General features: G+C 41.4%; 17 protein-coding genes. 9 read left to right on the forward strand and 8 right to left on the reverse strand.

Going from position 1 to position 19,036, the window contains the following annotated elements; genetic code table 11:
* The first annotated feature begins 30 nt into the window (after nt 1-30).
* Both SBG41_RS01630 and SBG41_RS01635 read left to right on the forward strand, forming a co-directional pair.
* On the forward strand, nt 31-1,164 hold the full coding sequence (locus SBG41_RS01630) for a hypothetical protein (RefSeq protein ID WP_317895804.1): 1,134 nt from the start codon (nt 31-33) through the stop codon (nt 1,162-1,164).
* 165 nt (nt 1,165-1,329) lie between these two features.
* On the forward strand, nt 1,330-1,998 hold the full coding sequence (locus SBG41_RS01635; protein ID WP_317895805.1) for an ASCH domain-containing protein: 669 nt from the start codon (nt 1,330-1,332) through the stop codon (nt 1,996-1,998).
* 370 nt (nt 1,999-2,368) lie between these two features.
* Here SBG41_RS01635 and deoC read toward each other — a convergent pair whose 3' ends face one another.
* The 3 genes from deoC to SBG41_RS01650 form a co-directional block, all read right to left on the reverse strand.
* Entirely contained in the window at nt 2,369-3,088 is a 720-nt protein-coding gene (deoC, locus tag SBG41_RS01640) for a deoxyribose-phosphate aldolase (protein WP_317895806.1), read from the reverse strand.
* A gap of 66 nt (nt 3,089-3,154) precedes the next feature.
* Complete coding sequence (locus SBG41_RS01645; RefSeq protein ID WP_317895807.1) at nt 3,155-4,321, reverse strand: DNA topoisomerase IV subunit A; 1,167 nt, start codon at nt 4,319-4,321, stop codon at nt 3,155-3,157.
* 11 nt (nt 4,322-4,332) lie between these two features.
* On the reverse strand, nt 4,333-5,928 hold the full coding sequence (locus SBG41_RS01650; protein ID WP_317895808.1) for a DNA topoisomerase VI subunit B: 1,596 nt from the start codon (nt 5,926-5,928) through the stop codon (nt 4,333-4,335).
* Between the two features lie 177 nt (nt 5,929-6,105).
* Here SBG41_RS01650 and SBG41_RS01655 point away from each other — a divergent pair, with 177 nt between their 5' ends.
* From SBG41_RS01655 to SBG41_RS01665, 3 genes are all read left to right on the forward strand, one after another.
* Nucleotides 6,106-6,501 (forward strand): archaellin/type IV pilin N-terminal domain-containing protein, encoded by a 396-nt coding sequence (locus tag SBG41_RS01655; RefSeq protein ID WP_317895809.1) that lies wholly within the window; start codon nt 6,106-6,108, stop codon nt 6,499-6,501.
* A gap of 96 nt (nt 6,502-6,597) precedes the next feature.
* Complete coding sequence (locus tag SBG41_RS01660) at nt 6,598-8,109, forward strand: type II/IV secretion system ATPase subunit (RefSeq protein WP_317895810.1); 1,512 nt, start codon at nt 6,598-6,600, stop codon at nt 8,107-8,109.
* Between the two features lie 18 nt (nt 8,110-8,127).
* Complete coding sequence (locus tag SBG41_RS01665) at nt 8,128-9,414, forward strand: hypothetical protein (RefSeq protein WP_317895811.1); 1,287 nt, start codon at nt 8,128-8,130, stop codon at nt 9,412-9,414.
* A gap of 12 nt (nt 9,415-9,426) precedes the next feature.
* Here SBG41_RS01665 and mtnA read toward each other — a convergent pair whose 3' ends face one another.
* Nucleotides 9,427-10,500 carry an S-methyl-5-thioribose-1-phosphate isomerase gene (gene mtnA / locus SBG41_RS01670; RefSeq protein ID WP_317895812.1) on the reverse strand — a complete coding sequence of 358 codons (1,074 nt, stop codon included), beginning with the start codon at nt 10,498-10,500 and terminating at the stop codon, nt 9,427-9,429.
* Between the two features lie 86 nt (nt 10,501-10,586).
* On the opposite strand from mtnA, the gene SBG41_RS01675 reads away from it, so the two are divergent.
* The 3 genes from SBG41_RS01675 to SBG41_RS01685 all read left to right on the forward strand — a co-directional run bounded on the left by SBG41_RS01675 (nt 10,587) and on the right by SBG41_RS01685 (nt 15,172).
* A complete protein-coding gene (locus tag SBG41_RS01675) occupies nt 10,587-11,135 on the forward strand; it encodes a hypothetical protein (RefSeq protein ID WP_317895813.1) in 549 nt (182 codons plus the stop codon).
* On the forward strand, nt 11,132-12,427 hold the full coding sequence (gene hisS / locus SBG41_RS01680; protein WP_317895814.1) for a histidine--tRNA ligase: 1,296 nt from the start codon (nt 11,132-11,134) through the stop codon (nt 12,425-12,427). Before SBG41_RS01675 ends, hisS begins: the two co-directional genes overlap by 4 nt.
* A gap of 144 nt (nt 12,428-12,571) precedes the next feature.
* Nucleotides 12,572-15,172 (forward strand): tRNA(Met) cytidine acetyltransferase TmcA, encoded by a 2,601-nt coding sequence (locus SBG41_RS01685; protein ID WP_317895815.1) that lies wholly within the window; start codon nt 12,572-12,574, stop codon nt 15,170-15,172.
* A 10-nt stretch (nt 15,173-15,182) separates the two neighbouring features.
* Here SBG41_RS01685 and SBG41_RS01690 read toward each other — a convergent pair whose 3' ends face one another.
* Nucleotides 15,183-15,971: a 6-hydroxymethylpterin diphosphokinase MptE-like protein gene (locus SBG41_RS01690; RefSeq protein WP_317895816.1), complete on the reverse strand. Its 789-nt coding sequence runs from the start codon at nt 15,969-15,971 to the stop codon at nt 15,183-15,185.
* Here SBG41_RS01690 and SBG41_RS01695 point away from each other — a divergent pair.
* The gene (locus SBG41_RS01695) at nt 15,937-16,557 is read left to right on the forward strand and encodes a DUF447 domain-containing protein (protein ID WP_317895817.1); all 621 of its coding nucleotides are present in this window, start codon (nt 15,937-15,939) and stop codon (nt 16,555-16,557) included. The genes SBG41_RS01690 and SBG41_RS01695 overlap by 35 nt on opposite strands.
* Nucleotides 16,558-16,668: 111 nt before the next feature.
* Here the strand turns inward: SBG41_RS01695 and SBG41_RS01700 are convergent, their stop codons facing one another.
* From SBG41_RS01700 to cas4, 3 genes are read right to left on the reverse strand one after another with little or no spacing between them, the layout of a single operon-like run.
* On the reverse strand, nt 16,669-17,616 hold the full coding sequence (locus SBG41_RS01700; RefSeq protein ID WP_317895818.1) for a DNA double-strand break repair nuclease NurA: 948 nt from the start codon (nt 17,614-17,616) through the stop codon (nt 16,669-16,671).
* Entirely contained in the window at nt 17,616-18,350 is a 735-nt protein-coding gene (locus tag SBG41_RS01705; protein WP_317895819.1) for a PHP domain-containing protein, read from the reverse strand. Before SBG41_RS01705 ends, SBG41_RS01700 begins: the two co-directional genes overlap by 1 nt.
* A 32-nt stretch (nt 18,351-18,382) precedes the next feature.
* Nucleotides 18,383-19,003, reverse strand: a complete 621-nt coding sequence (gene cas4, locus SBG41_RS01710; RefSeq protein ID WP_317895820.1) for a CRISPR-associated protein Cas4 — start codon at nt 19,001-19,003, stop codon at nt 18,383-18,385.
* Nucleotides 19,004-19,036 lie beyond the last annotated feature (33 nt).

The following is a 19,036-nucleotide window of genomic DNA, read 5'->3' on the forward strand; positions in this document are numbered from 1 at the left end:
TATCATGAATATGCTTGGAGGGGCTATGAAATGAAAGCTATAATTCTTGCTGGGGGTTCACCAAAAGAAATCAAGCTAATTACCGGAAAGAAGGAATCACGTAGTCTACTTAAGTTCCCTCGGGGTACTCTTCTCGATATTTACCTCAATATAATACTTAGATACTTTGATAGTGCTATAGTTGTCTCTGATGACGGGAAGGTAGCCGATTACTGCTATAATGTACCAGGATGCATCTTTGTAGAACAGAAACTAGGCGGCATAGAAGGAGCGCTATGCTCAGCTCTTGCATCGGAATCCGTGGCAGGCGAACAGCTCATAACAGTAATCTACGGCGACATATATGCCGAAGACTCTATGCTCTCCGCGCATATTGCAAGAGTATTTAAAGATTATGAACCCCTTATAACTGTTACAAAGCCTGTAGTGTTAAGAGGAACATTCCTAAAAATCGATGCCGACCCAATTGATCAGAGGGTTTTATCCGTTGGCAGCGGGCCTTATGTCTATGCAGGCATACTGACAGCTGATGCTGGTACACTGCGTTCACTTCTTTGTAAAGATGGAAAAACAGTACATGAAGCTATACAAGAGCTTGCTAAAAAGGGTCTTCGAGCAAATATTTGGCTTGGCGAATGGGTTGATATAGATACACCTTGGGATTACCTACTCGCTATTAGATTAGATCTTGAAAAAATAAGGGGTATAAGAATTGAGAACGAGGCTAACGTGGCGGAAACAGCTATTCTTGAAGGAACCGTTTATGTTGCAAAAGGTGCTAGAATAGACCATAACGCAGTAATTAAAGGACCCGCTTACATAGGGAAAAACGCACTTGTGGGAACGAATGCGTTTATACGCGACCATGTAGCTATTTTCGAATCATCAATTATCGGAGCATTCTCGGAAATAAAGAGAAGTGTTGTCTATACCAGGGCGAAGATCGCCTCACATAGCTATATAGCTGATAGCCTTGTGGGAGCATACGCTAATGTAGCACCTTATACATTAACTATAAATATACCATACGGCGAGGTAAAGGAGGAAGTACGCCTAACTTCGACACAGCCTCTTGAAGCCTTTAAAGTTGGCGCTATTATTACGGCATATAGCAAGACAGAGCCACGCGAAGTGATCAAGCCAGCGACAATTTATACAAAATAAGGCAGGGGCTCAGCGCTTTGGCCCTTCTTCACAAGGGTTATCAGAAGCCCGGCCCTTATAGAGAGGGGCCGGGATAAGGAACCTCATAGCCCCAATAAAGGTAGAAAGGATACTTGAATCTAATAAGGACTTCCACTGCTCTGAGCCCTCTTTCTGGGGATAGAAGTGACCGAGAATCAGAAGAAGGAGGTAAAACAGAGATTTCTTGGACGCCATCTCATGGTTAAAGGAGAGTATGTAGGCGATATCCTTTCCGGTAAGAAGAGGGCGACGATTAGGCTTGGAAGAGTACGTGTAAAATACGATGAATTAATAATCCATGGAGGGGGAAGACCCGTTGCCAAGGTAAGGGTCACTAATGTTGCATACAAGAAAGTTAGAGATCTCACTGACGAAGATGCCAGAAAAGATGGGTTTAGTAATCTTAATGAGTTACTAGATGCACTTAGGAAAGCTTATGGGGAAATAAATCCCGACGACATAGTAACCGTTATTGAGTTTGAAGTTATACAAGATCTTAGTTCCTTAGAGCCCCAAGACCCGTATCTAGGCTTACAGCCAGCCGATATAGCTCGTTTAGCACTACGATATTTACAAGATAGTTTGAGCGAAGAAGAAAGAAAAATATTGCGTGATCTAACTATTACAAATAGCATTCGCACTACAGCTGTGAGATTATTCGGTAGCATCGAAAGGCGCTGGCGAGTGAGAAGAGTTCTTAGAAAAAGCCTTGAAGAACTGGTAAGAAGAGGACTAATTAAGCCCAGGGAGCAATTCACAGGGGTTAGGGAGTTAAGAAACAAAGACAAACGCAAGAATAGAGGAAAAAGGTGAATGCATAATGACAAAGTGGTTGTTAAGATGCACAAAATGCGGCAATACTTGGGAGCTTGAGGTGAGCTTTGATTTACTCAAACTAAAAGACAAGCGATTATATCATTACTGCAAATTCTGCAAAGAGAATACTTTTCATGAAATATTAGAGAAGATAGAAGATTGAAACAAAATAGGTAATGTAATATATCTTTTCAAGTCATTACAATATTTTAGGGCAAAATGATGACAGTAGGGGTTCAGAGCACATGAGGCTATGAAGAGACCTGTCTCAGCTGATGATCTTATTTTCTGTGCGACTATGTCAGCAAGGAGAATGGTCGTCATCGCTATGCTCTAGAGACCGTCGTATCATCATCCATTAGGGTATCTATTTTGCACAAGCCTCCTTATAGCTTTCAATTATCTTTGAAGGAGTACTAGTTCCTATGATATCTGCACCGAGCTGTAGCAGTATTGAGGCCTGCAGTCCCTGTCTTATACCGCCTGCAGCCTTTATACCGATTCGCGATCGCACATTCTTTTCTCTTAGTACTCTGTCTATGAGTATTACATCGTCTAGTATTGTATGCCTAGGCCCGAATCCTGTGCTCGTCTTAATGTAATCGGGCTCAGTACTTTCAACTATTGCCGCTACGACTTTCTGGAGTAACAATGGTGATAGAGCAGGGGCTTCAACTATTATCTTGCACTTAAGGTTTGCATCCCTACATATGGTCGTTACTGCCTTTATTTCATTTACGTACTGGTTCATTTTTCCGAGCAAGGCTAATTGGAGATTTGCTACAAAATCTATTTCGTCGGCACCCATAGCTATTAGGTCTTCAACCTCTTTTATCTTTGCTTCTACAGTATGATATCCATAAGGGAAGCCAGCGACTGCTCCTAGGCATTTTCTTGTAAGGCTTCTAGCCTCATAGAGGAGTGTTGGGCTTAGTATAAGACACCTAAGGTTGAGTCTTTCTAGTTCTTCTATTGCGCGTTCTAACTCGTCTCTTGTGCTCCAAGGTCGGAGCACTGCGTGATCTATTCGTGCGGCGATTTCACTGGTAGAGAAAATGCATGGATCAAGCTGTCGGGATAGCTTCATATCTCTCAGTCCGCGATAATGTCTTCCTGGCTTGTTAAAAGTAAAAACTTGTTGGCTGCATGAGGGCTATTCTATCCAATCTCCTGTCTCTATTTTCTCTGGCAAGTACTTGTCAGCTAGGAATCGGAGACCTTTGCTAGTTAATGCTTCTATTTCGAGTTTTGCTTTTCTTTCGAGGAATATGTCTATTTCTATTTGCCACTTCTTTGTCTGGAACCACTTGTAGTTTCGTAATTCGTAGGCCCTCTTTATGTCAGCGTCTTTTGCCTTTATTATGTAGTTTCTTCTTTCTTGCTCTGTTAGATATGGCTTTTTGCGTCTATATCCAAAGATATCTGTCATGCTGACTCCTATAAAGCGCGCGGCAGGGGTCGCAAGACGCTCACTTTCATAGCTCAGTGTTATTGAGCCTATTTTGAACACGCTATAAATGTACCATCCGTATGGGTCAGCATCGGTTAAGATGTATACTGGAAGCCCTAGTTCTTCGTTTAGCCTGCGCACAAATCGGCGTGTGGCTCTATCCGGTTGCCCGGCGCTTGTTATCAGTATTGCTTTATGTTTCTTCCAGAAACCTATCCTATGAAGTTGCTGAAATACTGCATCTTTCTCTACAACCAGGACATACTCTGCATCAACATCGACGAATTCTATTAGGTCGGGTGTTGGCTCAATTGCATAAGCTCCATGCCCCATCTTGCTGAGATCGATAACGTCTCCTCCACTTCTAATCCTCATATTGCCTACGACTTTGCCCTTCTCCTTGCTAAGTATGAGCATTTCCTCTCTGAGTAGTCCCGTAAATACCTCAATGTCTCTAATGACGGCGTCTGATTCACGCTGTTCATCCCAAGTGTTTTCCTCGTGTTTGCGCCCGCCTGGCTCTCTGTAGACTATTGTGTGTTTACCACGATAATAGAGGTCACGGATTGTTGGGTACTCGTTCCTCTCAAGAGCTTCGTAGATTATTCTAGCCATTAGCATTGTTTGCATGAATTTCTTTGATTCGTGAAGATCGAAGAAGCTTCTGCTTAGTTTCTCGGGACCAAGAAGCAATAGCTTTCGTTTCTCGTCATATATTGTGTTAGCTAGTGTGCGCTTAGGTAAAACTATAGTTGGGTTATCGCCTCTTTTTATTTGTTCTAGAATCTCTCTAAATCGTTCACGAAATACTTGCAGAGCTCTCTTACGCGCCTCAATATCCGCCTTATCAACATAGTCCTCTATTGACATAATATCCCCTCTTACTCTTCTATACTAACCTCCAGCCCCTCAACAAGTTTTACAAAGTCTTCATCTTCAAGCCTTAAGCGCCTCTTCATAGCAGTTAGCAGCATCTCTTGCACTGTTTTCTCGTCCACATCTTTCAATATAGTTGCAAGGCTTTTTGCAACTTCTGGTGTGTATTTAACAAATGTAATAACTCTTCTTTTTGCCTCTTCTTCACGTCTCTTCTGCATCAAGTATAAACGAAGCTTACGTGCTGCTTCCCTTAGTGCATTACGTAATTCATGCTCTATTTCGGGTACATCAGCTACACTTTCTTTACCAACACCTTTATACGGAACCTTTGTACTTGCGATATGTGTTAATACTGCTATCGGAGCAGGAAATACTACCATGTAATCTTTCCAGTTGAAGTTACGTGGGTCAACAACTTTCCATGCGACATCGGATTTTTCATCATATAGTAAAGGTATTTTATTAGCATAGCGTAAAAGTAAAGGTTCGTTTGCGGGCGGTATTTCCCCGCCATAAGCTATACCTACTTCTATTATAAAGGGGTGGCCTTCATAGGCCTTAGGGCGACGTGAAACTGCTACAACAAATTCAGGTTTAAGAATTGCTCGAAGACCCGCCTCTATTATTTCTGGGCCAAATGGAGATAGTGAGTCTGCTGAAGGAGGGCGGAACTTGGGGTATTCTCTTAGTTTACGAGCCAATTCGCTTAGGAAACTATCACTAAGCTTCTGAGGATTCAAATTGGGATCTATTTTAGCCCATTTGAGGAAGGCCTCTGCGGTTTTCCTCCCAACTCCCTGAAATGCTGAAACGAGGAATTCAAGCATTGAATTAGCTTGTACATCTTTTATTAATCGCTTTAATTGTTCTATATCTACACCATGGGGATGGGGCTTTACTTCTCTCGGTGGACGTGGCATCTTGTCTATAGAATGTTTATACGTAACCATGTTACCTTCAGGGTCTATGAATATTATGTCTGCATAGGGTGTAGCTATTGCTGTCCTCTTTATGTACTCATATACTCTGCTTCGGGCCCTTGACCAGTCACCTTCTATAACGACGCTTATCCGTGTACCATGCCATAGTGCCTTATTCTCATGCTCGGCATAGCTCAATATTATTGGCCGATTATGCTCTATATCTATTTTGAGTTTATAATAATATATCTTTGAGAAGCCTATTGGAGACGTATAAACCTCTACGGGCTTACCAGTCTTTATCTGACCGTAGAGTATGGCCATTTTTGCACCGAGTCCAAATCTGCCTCTCGCCTGTCTGAGCTTATACTTAGAACTGAAAAGAACTTGGCCGAACGCTTGTGGCACATACTTAGGGTTTATCCCTATACCATTATCCTCTACCGTTATCCTATAATGGTCAGGATTATCCTCAAGCCTTTCAATAACAACCATTATTCGCGGCTTTATTCCATAAACATCTGTAGCGTCAAGAGCATTTTCAACAAGTTCTCTAATTGTCTGATACAGCGCCCTTGATGGGCTTCCGAATCCAGCTATCTCCCTGTGTTCATAGAAGAACTGCGATGGCGTCATACTGCGATATTTTTCTCTTACCGTTTCCTGTACCTTGCTCATGCGGCCCCCTTCTAGTCTCTCTAGCAATTATTCCCTTAAAACTAGTTAGCTACATCCATAGCCAAATGTTTTCACAATATAGGATAGAAACCGAAACAATTACGCTAAATAAATAGTTTACTATTATCAAAGACCAAAATGATTCAAAAGATACAATGCAATACTCGGCTGAGCAAAATGAGAGCACTCTCACCCATATTATCAGCAGTAATACTTGTTATGGCAACTATTGCTGCGGGAGTAATAGTATACCAATACTTTATGAGCGTTGTAAATAGCGCAGCATCAAAGCCAATTCTCTATGTAAGCAATGCCCAATACATCGATACTATAAAGAAAATATTTATAACAATCTACAATTCGGGGCCAAAAACAATAACCATAGATAGTGCCGAAATATTTTGTACAAATAATAATTCAAAAACAGTTAATATTTCAGAAACAATAAACGTTGATCATTCAAAAACGATAATAGTAGATATCGGCGGCGATTGCGTGCCATCATATATAGTACTAAATTATAGCGATAGTACGGGACGAAGTTATTCATCAAATCCAATAAGAATTTCTTAAAACAAATGTAAATATACATATTAACTCTAAATTCCTAAGCGATATAATACCGAGTATTAATTTTATTCAAGCAAAGGTGAATAGGAAATGCATATTTTGAAAACAGAAGAAGGCCTTAGTTCATATCTCAAGCCTATACGTTGTACACTTAATCTTAGAAAGATTATTGACGAACACCGCGTTTGCGGTGTTGTAAAGATACAAATAGGAATTACCGACGACAGCGAGATAGTATATTGCGTTAATGAGCCTCTCATAAACGAGCTAGAATCTGATAATACGATTAGGGATAGCGTACTGCGATTTATAGATGCCCTTTTCTCTGAGAACATTGATCCTGATTCATTAACAAATAAAGAGGTAATAAGCAAAATCACTCAAGAATATAATATTAATTCGGAAATAATATTAAGAAATTTTACTAAAATAATATATTTTATTCGAAAAATACTCAGTGGCTATGGTAAGCTTTATCCACTAACTAGGGACAAGTACGTCGAGGAAATAGTTGTTAATAGGCCTAACTCCCATATAATGGTGTTTTACTGGCCAAAAAATCTTGGCTGGATACGTACAAACATTTTCCTTAATGCTGTTGAACTAGATAATATAGTCATAAGACTTTCACGGTTAGCTGGAAGAGAACTAAGTATAGCACATCCCTATGTTGAGGCGCCGCTGCCTGATGGTAACAGAATAGCTGCAACATTCTCCAGCGAGGTATCAAGATTCGGGTCGTCATTAGTTATACGTAGACATAGAGAAGAGCCCTTGACTCCGGTAGATATTGTAAAGATGGGAATGATGTCCTCACTTTACATAGCTTATTTATGGCTACTGATACGCTACCATGGAAGTATTATAATAGCAGGTCCAACCGCCTCAGGAAAAACAACACTACTGCAAGCGCTCTTACTCCTTATTCCACCTTACGAGAGAGTCATAACGATAGAAGATACACCTGAATTAAATTTAAGCCATCACGATAACTGGGACAGCCTTGTAACCAGAGACATTCATATCACAGATAGAGACGAGGAAATAGACATGCTCGCACTCACAAAATTTGCTCTACGTAGGCGGCCCGACTTTTTCGTAATAGGAGAAGTAAGAGGTGAAGAAGCACGTGTACTAGTACACGCTGCAGCTAGCGGACATGGTGCACTCACGACACTTCATGCCGATAGTGCGTACTCGGTTATTCAAAGGCTCAAAGCAAGTCCAATAAAGATAGGGGAAAGTTTTCTCCAGCTAATATGGAGCATTATAGTCCTACGTCGGCTCAAAATACCAGGTAAGGGAGAAGTTAGAAGAGTAGTAGAGATACACGAAGTCATACCCCATAATAATCGCATAGTTCTTAAGAAAATAGCAAGTCTCGACATAGGTGAGGATAGACTCCTTCCCGAAGATCCAGAAGAACTCTTTAATAATAGCTATAGACTAAAAACGTTAATAAACTATTTTCTAAAAGATAAGAATACTTTAATAAATGAACTATTATCTATGAAATCCTTTATAGATCAATGCGATAATTGTAATTTTAATCAATTTATTAAGAATATTAAGAAATACTATATGAAAGAGAAATTATCTCATATATATTGATAATAAGAGGGCAGAGTCATGCTAAAAACTAGCAACATATCCGAAGAAAAGCTCCTGGCTGAGACACCACTATTCTTCTTATTCTCATTACCTCTTATTATGGGAGGAAAACCACCACATTTGTTACTAGAAGAATTACAAAAAGATCCAGATAAACAAAAATATTTAAAAGAATATACAAAAGTTTCAAAACAATATTTGAAGATTTTGAAAACATCATTAAGTGATATAGGAGCTCTAAATATTGTTTCAAATTTAATAAAAGATAAATTTCTATCAAATATATTAAAAGAGTATATATTTCTTTATATAACAAGAGGGAACCATTTAGACTCATTGTATAAGCTAATAGAGCAAGTTACAAAAGAGCTTATAATTAGAATAAATAATAAATTATCATTCTTACAACAATTATTAGAATTTGTTGTTATTACATTGTCATTGTTTTCTTTAGTAGTAATTATATCAAAAATAACAATAAATTATTATCATATTCTTCTATTATTCACATCTTTAAATATATTTTTTATTATTATAATACCTTTCTCGAAGATTCAAATAATGGAAGTTTATCTAGAACCTCAACTTAATTCGAAATTTCATATTGACATGCTATATTTGACTTTAATTATGCTAGAAATATTTGCTTTAATAAAAGATATGAATTATCTATTAATAGCATCATTTTTACTTATATTTATAATAAATATTATATCAATTAAAGGGCTAATTAGCTCAATAAAGCAAATCGATAATATACTGTATACTATCAGAATTATTACTGATTTTTTATCTGTGCGTGCACCAAGTCAGCAGCTCATGAAGATACTGGCGAGTGACCAGAGAGTACCCCGTGATATAATATACGTGATGAAAGGCGGCATATCCGGCAGATCCATTACTCATAGCTCCTTAGTCGCTGAAATAATTACTAGCATATTATCCAGTGGGAAAAAAGCACTAGCAGCAATGCGTATCATCGGGAGCATTCTTGAAGCAATAAATGCTGGCATGAAGAGAGTAGTACATTCTTTACTTATTCAGCTTACTCTCCTTGTCGGGGCTGTTGCAGTATACGAGGTAGCATTTAAGAAGGTAGTAGAAATCTTTTCAGCGTATGGTTACAGTATAGACGTATTTACCTACGTTCCCTGGAATGGTGTCAACATTGTTTATAAAGCTATATCTATAAGTGTTGGGATTGTCAGCATGATCCTATGCTATATCATGCTCGGAAGAAGAGGTCTTTCAATAAACTTCGCAACACCATTATTAGTTTTCCTAACAAAAATAATTATCTCATAAAAAAGTAAAGTTTTATTGCTCTTTTATAACACGCCTAATGTTCTCTTTATATGGAGGTGTTATGATTCCTTTCTCTGTTACCAATGCCGTCACCAAGGATGGCGGTGTGATGTCAAAGGCGGGGTTAAGCACATTTACTGAAGGAACAGTTATTGCTACCTTACCGAGCACAGTACGTACTTCATCAGGCGAACGTTCCTCTATCGGTATATTGTCACCTTCTATTGATAAATCAAACGTCGAGGATGGGGCAACTACGTAGAACGGTACACGGTGTTTTGAGGCCATTGTAGCTATCATGTATGTTCCTATCTTGTTTGCTACAAAACCGTCAGATGATATGCGGTCAGCCCCGACAAAGACCTTGTGAACAAGACCCTTGTACATTACGTAGCCAACCATGTTATCAGTTATAAGTGTGGCCGGAATACCCTCTTTTACAAGTTCCCATACCGTTAATCGTGCTCCTTGAAGCAGAGGCCGCGTCTCAGTAGCTATGACTTTAATATTCTTGCCTTCCTCGAATGCTGCTCGTATAACGCCGAGAGCCGTGCCATAACCTCCTGTTGCAAGTGCTCCCGTATTACAGTGAGTCAATATTGTTTCTCCATCCTCCACCAGCTTGGCGCCTAGCTTACCCATCTCCACGTTTTGCTTAACATCTTCCTCGTGGATTCTCTTCGCTTCCTCAACAACCGAGTTTATTACGGCATCAACTCCCCTAGACGACGCCTGGCTAGCTTTTCGCATAACCCTGTCCAAAGCCCAGAACAAGTTATAGGCTGTTGGCCTTGTCGATGCAAGCACATTGCGTGCTCTTTCTAGTCTCTGCAACAATACATTAACATCATTTGTATTCGAATACACAGCTGCAAGGGCCATACCATAGGCGGCTGCAATACCTATAGCAGGTGCGCCACGTATTTCCATATCCTTTATTGCTTGAGCAACACGTTCATAATCCTTGGTCTCTCTATATACCTCTTCCCAAGGAATAAGCCTTGTATCTAGCCACCTAAAACGCGGCCCATCTTTTTCCTCAACCCACTCCATAGGCTTTATCTTTAATTTGTCAAGAATGCTCAACGCATCTCTACCATATCCCTTACAAGAAAAGGAGGGAGGATAAAAGCAGGAACGGCGAACTACTTCAACTTCTCTCGGGGGTATATGTGTCTGAAAAAGGCCGCAAAGCCGTCCTGATACTTCACGATATTCCTTGGGGCATTGAAATAGTTGAGGGAAAAGACATCATAGAACATATACTCGGAAAACTTCCAAGGACTAATTTACACGTACTTGAAGCGCTTTATTTGCTCTACAAAAAACACGCCATATTATTTACTGCCGAAGATAGTGAAGCCAGTTTCGAAGAACTTATGAGGCTATATAGTGTAAGCAACCCCTATGCATGGGTCGAGTTTGAGGTTTACCTTGATCTCAAGAGAAGGGGGCGACATCCCGTACCCGGACCCAGGCCTCATACACTATTGCTAAAGAAGAGGAAAAATGAAAACAAGTACACTCATTATGTGCTTGTTCTCGAAGAAAACAGACCAGTGACCCTCGAGACCCTTTACTCTTTTATACGAGAAGCATATAGTAATGATTGGGAACCAGTCCTAGCCATAGTAGATCGGTACGGAGACATAACATACTATGAGGCACTATTATTTAGGCCTGGCGAGACACGGCTTGCAGAATACGGAGAAAGGACATGAAGATACCAGTAGAGCCTCTCAGAGGGTTTAGGGACATATTACCGCCGGTTTCAACAGAGCTTCGGACTCTCATGAACATATTTGTCGAAACAGCTAGCAAGCACGGCTATTTAGAGGTAATTCCTCCGACACTGGAACGTTTTGAACTATTTGCACTAAAATCAGGCGAGGAAATAAAACGATCAATGTTCGTCTTCAAGGATAAAGCAGGTAGAGAGGTCGCACTAAGACCCGAGGCAACAGCCAGTATTGCAAGGATATACCTAAAACATTTACGAGCTAAGCCAAAGCCGCTTAGACTCTTCTATATTGTTAATTGCTTCAGATACGAGGAGCCCCAAAAAGCAAGATACCGAGAGTTTTGGCAAGCAGGGATAGAACTGTTAGGGGCGGAAGGACTCAGTGCCGACATAGAGACAATTGATGTGCTTTTAGATTATTATCAAAGACTTGGCATGATCGATTCAATTATCTTAAAGCTAGGCAATATAGCATTATATCGTAAAGCGTTTAATAAGTATGGTGTGCCGGAGGAGGAACAAGATCACATTCTGCATCTTATGGACAAGAAGCTGTACAACGAGGCTGCTGAATATCTGGCTGAAAAAGGATACGAAGAACTCTCCCAAAAACTAAAGAACATTTGGAACAACAAGGATAATTTAGAAAAGGTTCTACATATAGTCGAACAAGATGGCCAAGAACTAGTGAACGAGATTAAATACTTAGTTAGAATAGCCGACATATTACGCAATACATATCCCAATCTGAATATAGATATTGACATAGCTTTTGCAAGAGGATTAGCATACTATACAGGGATGATTTTCGAAGTCAAGGTACCAGGCTTTCCAGTGAGTATAGCTGGAGGAGGACGCTATGACAATCTTATAGAAATATATGGCGATGAACATGTTCCAGGGGTTGGATTTGCTATAGGATTGGATCGCACACTTATAGCCATGAAGGAAATAGGAAAAACTGTTCCAATAAAGGCTAGCGATACTGCATCGATACTAATAATCGGCGAAGAGTTGCTCGGGTACGCTATTAGCGTGAAAAAGATCTTAATAGAGAAGGGAATCGTTACAACGATATCCATCGCACAAAAGCTTTCAAAAATGCTTTCAAAGCTTTCCGAGAGCGGCGTGAGATACGCGATTATCATAGGCAAAAAGGAACGAGACGAGAATAAAGTAACCATAAAGGATCTCAGTACGAGAGAGCAGGTTACAGTGAGTCTCAACGAGCTAGAAACTGCTGATGGGATTTCGGCTATCTTCAAAAAGTGATAGTATGTGTACGACGAGAAATTGAAAACAGCTGGCCAGTCTTATTGTTTTGCCGATAGGTTTTAGACTATAATAGGCTCTTCTAATAACATTGTCAAAGGGCGTTAATAAGGGGTTTGAACAGCGAAAGCCGGGGCAGCAGTAATGGTTCTTGATATTAAGAATATAGATTTAGAAGAAGTTTCAAAGAAGGATATAGAAGATATTGCTAAGAAAATAGCGGAGGAATTAAAAGAATATGTTCCCTCTAGTTTTAACAAGCTACTAAGAAAGCTAAGCAAAGGAATAGAGAGAGCAATTGTATCACGACATAGAAGGCTCTTAGTTATCAGCGGAGCCAATCCATTCAAAACCGGAATTCTTGCAGCAAGGGCCTTATTATTCTACGAGAGAGTATACAAGAGGGTCAAAGGCAAAGAAGAGATACCAATGCTTTACGTTTTCCATGACGAGTTCAAAGATGCCCGCATAAGAAAGGAGGTTGTCAAACGAGCCGTTAAAGCAAATGCAACACTGCTCACAACCACAATTGCCCGCTATGAGGAAAGCGAGAGATACCTAGGTACAACATTTAAGGCACTAGTCATGGATTTAACAAACGATTTGAAACCAAATGATGTGGGAAGGCTTGTCGGAATAGTCGAAGGCGGAGGCCTCATAATCTTTCTAGTTCCACCATGGGCGAAGTGGGACAAATGGCTCACAATATTTAAACAGAACCTTATAGTACCGGGGTTTAAAGAGCCCCGCCACATCTTCATAACATGGTTTAAGAGAAAGCTCCTTGAACACAAAGGTATATACATCTATGACGCAGACGAAGATGAGACAATAAAAGCAGACGACTATCCAATTGTCAAAACTAAGGAAAGACGTATAGAGATACCAGAAGAAACTCTTTTCCCCAAGGAACTCTATGAGCTAGCACTTACACAAGACCAAGTCAACGTAATAAAACTTCTAGAAAGAATAATAGAGAAGCCGAAGAAAAAGCGATTAGCAATAGTCATTACCTCTGACCGTGGACGCGGTAAGTCATGCGCCCTAGGCATAGCATCCATAGGCATAGGGCTCAAGCTCAGAAAGGGGCATCGCACAAGGATAATCGTGACAGCACCCAGCTTATTGAACGTCCAATCATTCTTCATGCTAGCGCAGAAGGCTGCAGATAAACTCGGCCTAGAGACCCGTATAGTGAGGAGAGGAGACAACATTCTTGAGATTCATGGACCGCGTTTTAGCATCGAATATTGGGAGCCAATACATGTTCCGAGACTTAAAGCAGACGTAGTAATAGTTGACGAGGCTGCAGGCATCCATGTCCCATTGTTACACAAAATATGGAGAAGCCACAGAAAGCTTGTATTCGCAACGACGATTCACGGCTATGAAGGAGCCGGCAGAGGCTTCTCCGTACGATTCCTTTCAGCCTTACGAGACGATCCCAACACTGAACTCATAATAACAGAAATGCACGAACCAATCCGCTACGCAGAAGACGACCCAATAGAAAGATGGCTATTCGACGCCCTACTGCTTGACGCTGAACCAGCCGAACTCTCGAAAGAGGACATTGAAGCTATTGAACGAGGTGAACTAGTTTATGTTAAATATGATCCCGAGTACCTCTTTAGCCGTGAAGGCGAAAGCGAACTAAGACAATTATTCGGCATATACGTTCTTGCACACTATCGCAACGAACCTGATGATCTAGCCATACTTGCAGACGCACCTCATCACTTAATAAGAGCCATTAAACTCCCTTCAGGTAAAATCGTGTGCGCCCTACAAATAGCTCAGGAAGGCGGACTAAGCGACGACCTCATAGAGGAGCTTCTTAGAGGAGGCAAAACTCCTGGAAACATTATTCCAGATCGCGCTCTTAAGCATATAAGGATAAGAGAGTTCGGAAAGGCAAGAGGCTGGAGAATCGTAAGAATTGCAACACATCCAGAGGTACAAGGGAAAGGCATTGGCTCCTTTGCGTTGAAGGAGGCTTCCAACGAGGCAAGAGAACAAGGTCTTGACTGGATTGGGAGCGGATTTGGAGTAAACGAGCAACTCCTGAGATTCTGGACAAAGAACGGATTCCTGCCCATACATATGTCTCCAGACCGTAACCCTGTGAGCGGTGAATACACCATACTTGTTATAAAGCCACTTAAGGAGGAGTTTAACCAGATCGTGGATGTAGCTAATAGAGAATTTAAGAGGAAGCTCCTAGAATGTCTGCACGACCCTTACAGAGACCTTGAGACAGAAGTTGCAATACAAATACTTAAAACGGGTAACCCTGTGCTAGAAAACCACTATCCAGTACTGACACCCATACAGCTTGATAGATTGTGGATCTACGCCTATGGACCAATGACATATGAAGCCGCAGCGGATATTATATATGAGGTCGTAAAAGCTTATTGGATAATGTATCCTAAAACAAAAGGACTATCGTTCACAAAGAGAGAAGAACATGTCTCGGTAGCCAAGGTTCTTCAAGCAAAACCTTGGGACGAAGTTGCGTCTGAACTAAAGATACGGCCTTACACAGTTATGGTGACCCTCAAAGATATTGCAAGAAAGGTTTTGAAACACTACTATGGGCGCGACTCGGACTCGCCAGTGGGCATTAGCGCAGGAGAATTAATAGCGAAGGGAGGACTATACTTTGTCCCACCAATACAGTTTAGATCAAGAGGGGAATCGACTCAGCCGAGAACCGATTCATCAGAGAAGGATTCAGACTAATATTCCGTCATCACAGTCTCTGCCATTTAACACCATTTTCCTTAGCATAGAGGCTGAAAAGCTGTATAAAAAACTCAGCTATCGAGAGCTTACGCTTTTTCTCCGTCCACGGCTTAACACTACTAGATAGCCAAGGCTTTGACCAATACCCAACTCTTTCCCAAGTACGCATACCAGCCAAGACTATACTTGCTGCACCACAGATAAGAGCTAAACCTATGGCGCGTTCACCATCAGTAAAGCCTGGTAATAAGGAAAAGTATGAGTAATCTGTTGGACACTGAGTCGTCAAAGCTATTTTTTTAAACATTGGAGCAAGATGCTTTACTGCAGGAATATTATCGCCATGCACATGTACAACCATATATGCTCCGTGCTGGCTAGCCTTTAGCAAATATGCCCATGGACCATCTAAATCACTAACAACAATATCGGGATCTATACTATTTTCTAGGAGAAACATAGAGGCGCCATCAGCTGCAATAATTCTTTCACACTCATTGAGAGCACCAAGCTGTCTTATTAAGCTCTCTGAGCCCCCAGCAATGCAGACGCTCTTGCCTTTAAGCAAGCTACATATATCCTGTATAGCGATAAACCGTCCTTGCAGCATCGCATCATAGGCGAGCCTATTCGCTACACGACTAGCTTCGCAATCCATTGCTCTATTGTAGTGCATTATCGCCCTTATAGCTTCGTAGACCTCTGACCAATAGAGCGGGGATAATGCAGATATGGTGATTAATTCTAAGCGATTTAGTGAAGTGGTTGTATCGCTAAGACTAGACAACGGCCTCATAAGAATAACACCACTAGGCATATACAAGCAAGGCGACACAATAATCGCGAGGATATTCCCGGGAACACGTCTCTATAACGATGCTTTAAAGGCTTATGAGGCTTGTCTTGTTGCCCCATCCACGCCGATACTTTTCTACGATGCTGTACTGAATAAAGAAGTCAAGCTAATGAGACCAAGGTCTATCTCAACGCCATGCCCTCATTCAGAGGGGCTGATTATAGAGGCTGTGGTAGAGGGAAGGGAAAAACAAAGAGATGACAAGTACGTGATTAGGTTCATGCCTGTATATATATACTCTACTTCAATTGCCACTAAGCTTTATAGCAGAGATTATGGCTGCAGTATTGAGCTACTTATCGCATTTACTCGTATTAAGTTTTGGTCAACAAAGCTCAGGCCAACAAACTGCATAGAAATAAGCAGAAATCTCAGAAAAGCATGCACCGCCTTTGAATGCATACTGCATGCAACATGGGACGAAGAGTTGCATAGAAGAGCCTTCGAGGTACTAAGACTTAGCTATGCATATGCATCTATGAGTGGGTGCCCAGAACCCATGTGCGAAAACCATAAGCTACATTAGTTAGACACTATATGTGTTGGCGGAGCTCGCCGCTGCGACACCCCCTTAGGGGGAGGATGAGCAGCGGATCCCTCTGCGGCTGGGGGTCGGGGGCAGACATCCCTCTCATCTCTATGCGCCCTCCTTGATTCTCCGTTCTTGCGGATTTGTTGGATAACCTACAGATAATGCCGCAGCATCCACCACGGCTAACTTTGCTATAAGTCTATTCCTAATGGCGTCAATAATGTTTATAGCTGATTTAGATAACGAGTCTACCATATCGATTTGCCAAGGTAACCCAGTGTGGCCCGCATTCACAGAAAGAAAACCAATTATCTTACAAATCTCATCATCGTCTTGCACACCGCATAGCTCGATCTTAACTGCTTCATTAAGTCCTCGGGATGGCTTATAGAATACAAGCTTGCATCCATATTCCTTGAGCAGTTTAAATCTGGGTTCAAGAACTACGTATTCCCCTCTGCGCAGTATTATTGTTGCAAGGGCTTTATCATTCATGGAAATGCCGAGGCTTTGGCCAAGCTCGTTTGAATAGCTGCGCTTAATTACACCTACTACCGGTGCTCTTTCAGACATACTTCTGTTAAGCAACTCTCTGCTAAGATTTAGCACGCTGTTCCATTCATTACTTGGCGCACGGTAAGGGATTATTTCGCCGTCTATGAGTACTATGTCGCCGAGTGCCTCAAGGCTCAGTATGAGTTTTCTTTCCTCAGTACGCGCTAACATGGTTACATAGTCTTGCTCTAGTTCGGAAAAATAGCTCGTAATAATTCTCCGCCTTAATATATGAGACACACCTTGCCCATCTATACGTAGCAGGGTAGCTGCAACAATGCTCAAAGAAAGCCCTACGAGCTGCAACGGCTGAGAAGGAAAAGCTGAGTCAACTGCATGTACGGTCTTGGGTTGAAACCCGCCACAAATACGGCGCACGGGAAGCCTGGAGCGTATTTTTTCGCCTATGCTCCTTACTTCGGCTTGAAGCTTTCTAGCAATCCGAGTTATAGCCTTATCTAGGTCATCAACATCAATTATATCTATATGTGACGACATTATGTCCTCCCATAAAAGTACTCATCTTCAACCCTGTCTACGTAGTCTAAGCGGCTTGGCCCCTTCTTTCTGCGCTTAAGCCTGCGCTCAATACTCCACATCAAAGTTGAGGCTATTGCACCGAAGCCGGGCCTGCCAGGAACTGGAGTAACTCTGCCACTCTTTATAGCCTCCATAATTGCCGCCTCGGAGAGGTCATCGACGGTTATTATATTGTAGGCTGATCCTATCGCTTCAGCAACATGCGCATCACTGTTCGCCAGACCAGGCAAGTTAAGTATACGAGCTGCTTCCATAGCTTTCTGGTTGCTGATCGGGTCGCTCATAGAGTTGAAGACCTCGATTGCATCCCATTTACCCTCGTAGACTAGTTCTCCAATGCCCTTTCTGCGTATATCGAAAGGATGTGCAGGTACAGCTAAGCAGTTATTCTCGTGGGCAGTGTCAAGTAATTCTAGTGCATTACGTGGAATTTTTTCCAAAGGCTCTTCTAAGCAATATATGAGGATATCGCCCTCATTTGCTCGTATTTCTGCTCCAAGTAGGACAACTATATCATAACTCCCTTCAGAGACTATGTTTCGAGCAACAATGGCGCCTTGGAAAGTATCGTGATCAGTTATCGATATCGCTGAAAGACCTTTTTCAACAGCCTTGATGATTATCTCTTTAGGGCTTTCTCTGCCATCGCTAAAGGTGCTATGCATGTGGAGGTCTGCCCTAATTTTCGTCAATACACGTTCACCTTGAATGCAGAATTAATCCTTTAGTGCTTACCATAAGTACGGGCATATGGACACAGCTTCCTATAGGGGCAGTATTTACACTCCCATTCATAGCGCGGCGCGCGTTCATTTAGTATCGTTTCCCTCACTAAGCTTTCCAAGTCTATGGGTTCATACTCAACATCGAATTCAACTATGCGTTCTGGCGTTATATACAGTAAGTGGCCTTTTTTGGCATTAAGTAAGTACATGTATATTTTTAACTGTAAGATGTGGTGATCGTGTGGCTCGTTGTGTGGTAAGTCGCGCCCTGTTTTTATCTCTACGACCTCTTCAACACCATTATCTGTTATCTTGACTAAATCAACTCGTCCCTTAAGCGTGTAGGTCTCGCCATTAACCTTAATGCTTTTTTCAACCTGGTATTCGGATGCCCAGCCATGTTCTTCAAGAATCTTTTCCAAGCCCGTGTGTACGAGATCTCCAAGGATTACTGACGGCTCGAAACGAAAACTCAGAAGAGGATAGTGCATGCGCATTATCCTTTTCATACTGCACCCGGTTAGATCGGTTACATAGACTATTTTAGGATCGATCATTTCTTTCAATCTTTCAGTAAACTCTTTCTGTTTTATTCTATATATCTCGCTGAGTATGCTCAATCCGTTGTCTCACCTTGCTCTGTATCCAGTAAA

Origin of the sequence: Pyrofollis japonicus, assembly GCF_033097485.1 — an archaeon.
Lineage (GTDB): Archaea > Thermoproteota > Thermoprotei_A > Sulfolobales > Pyrodictiaceae > Pyrofollis > Pyrofollis japonicus.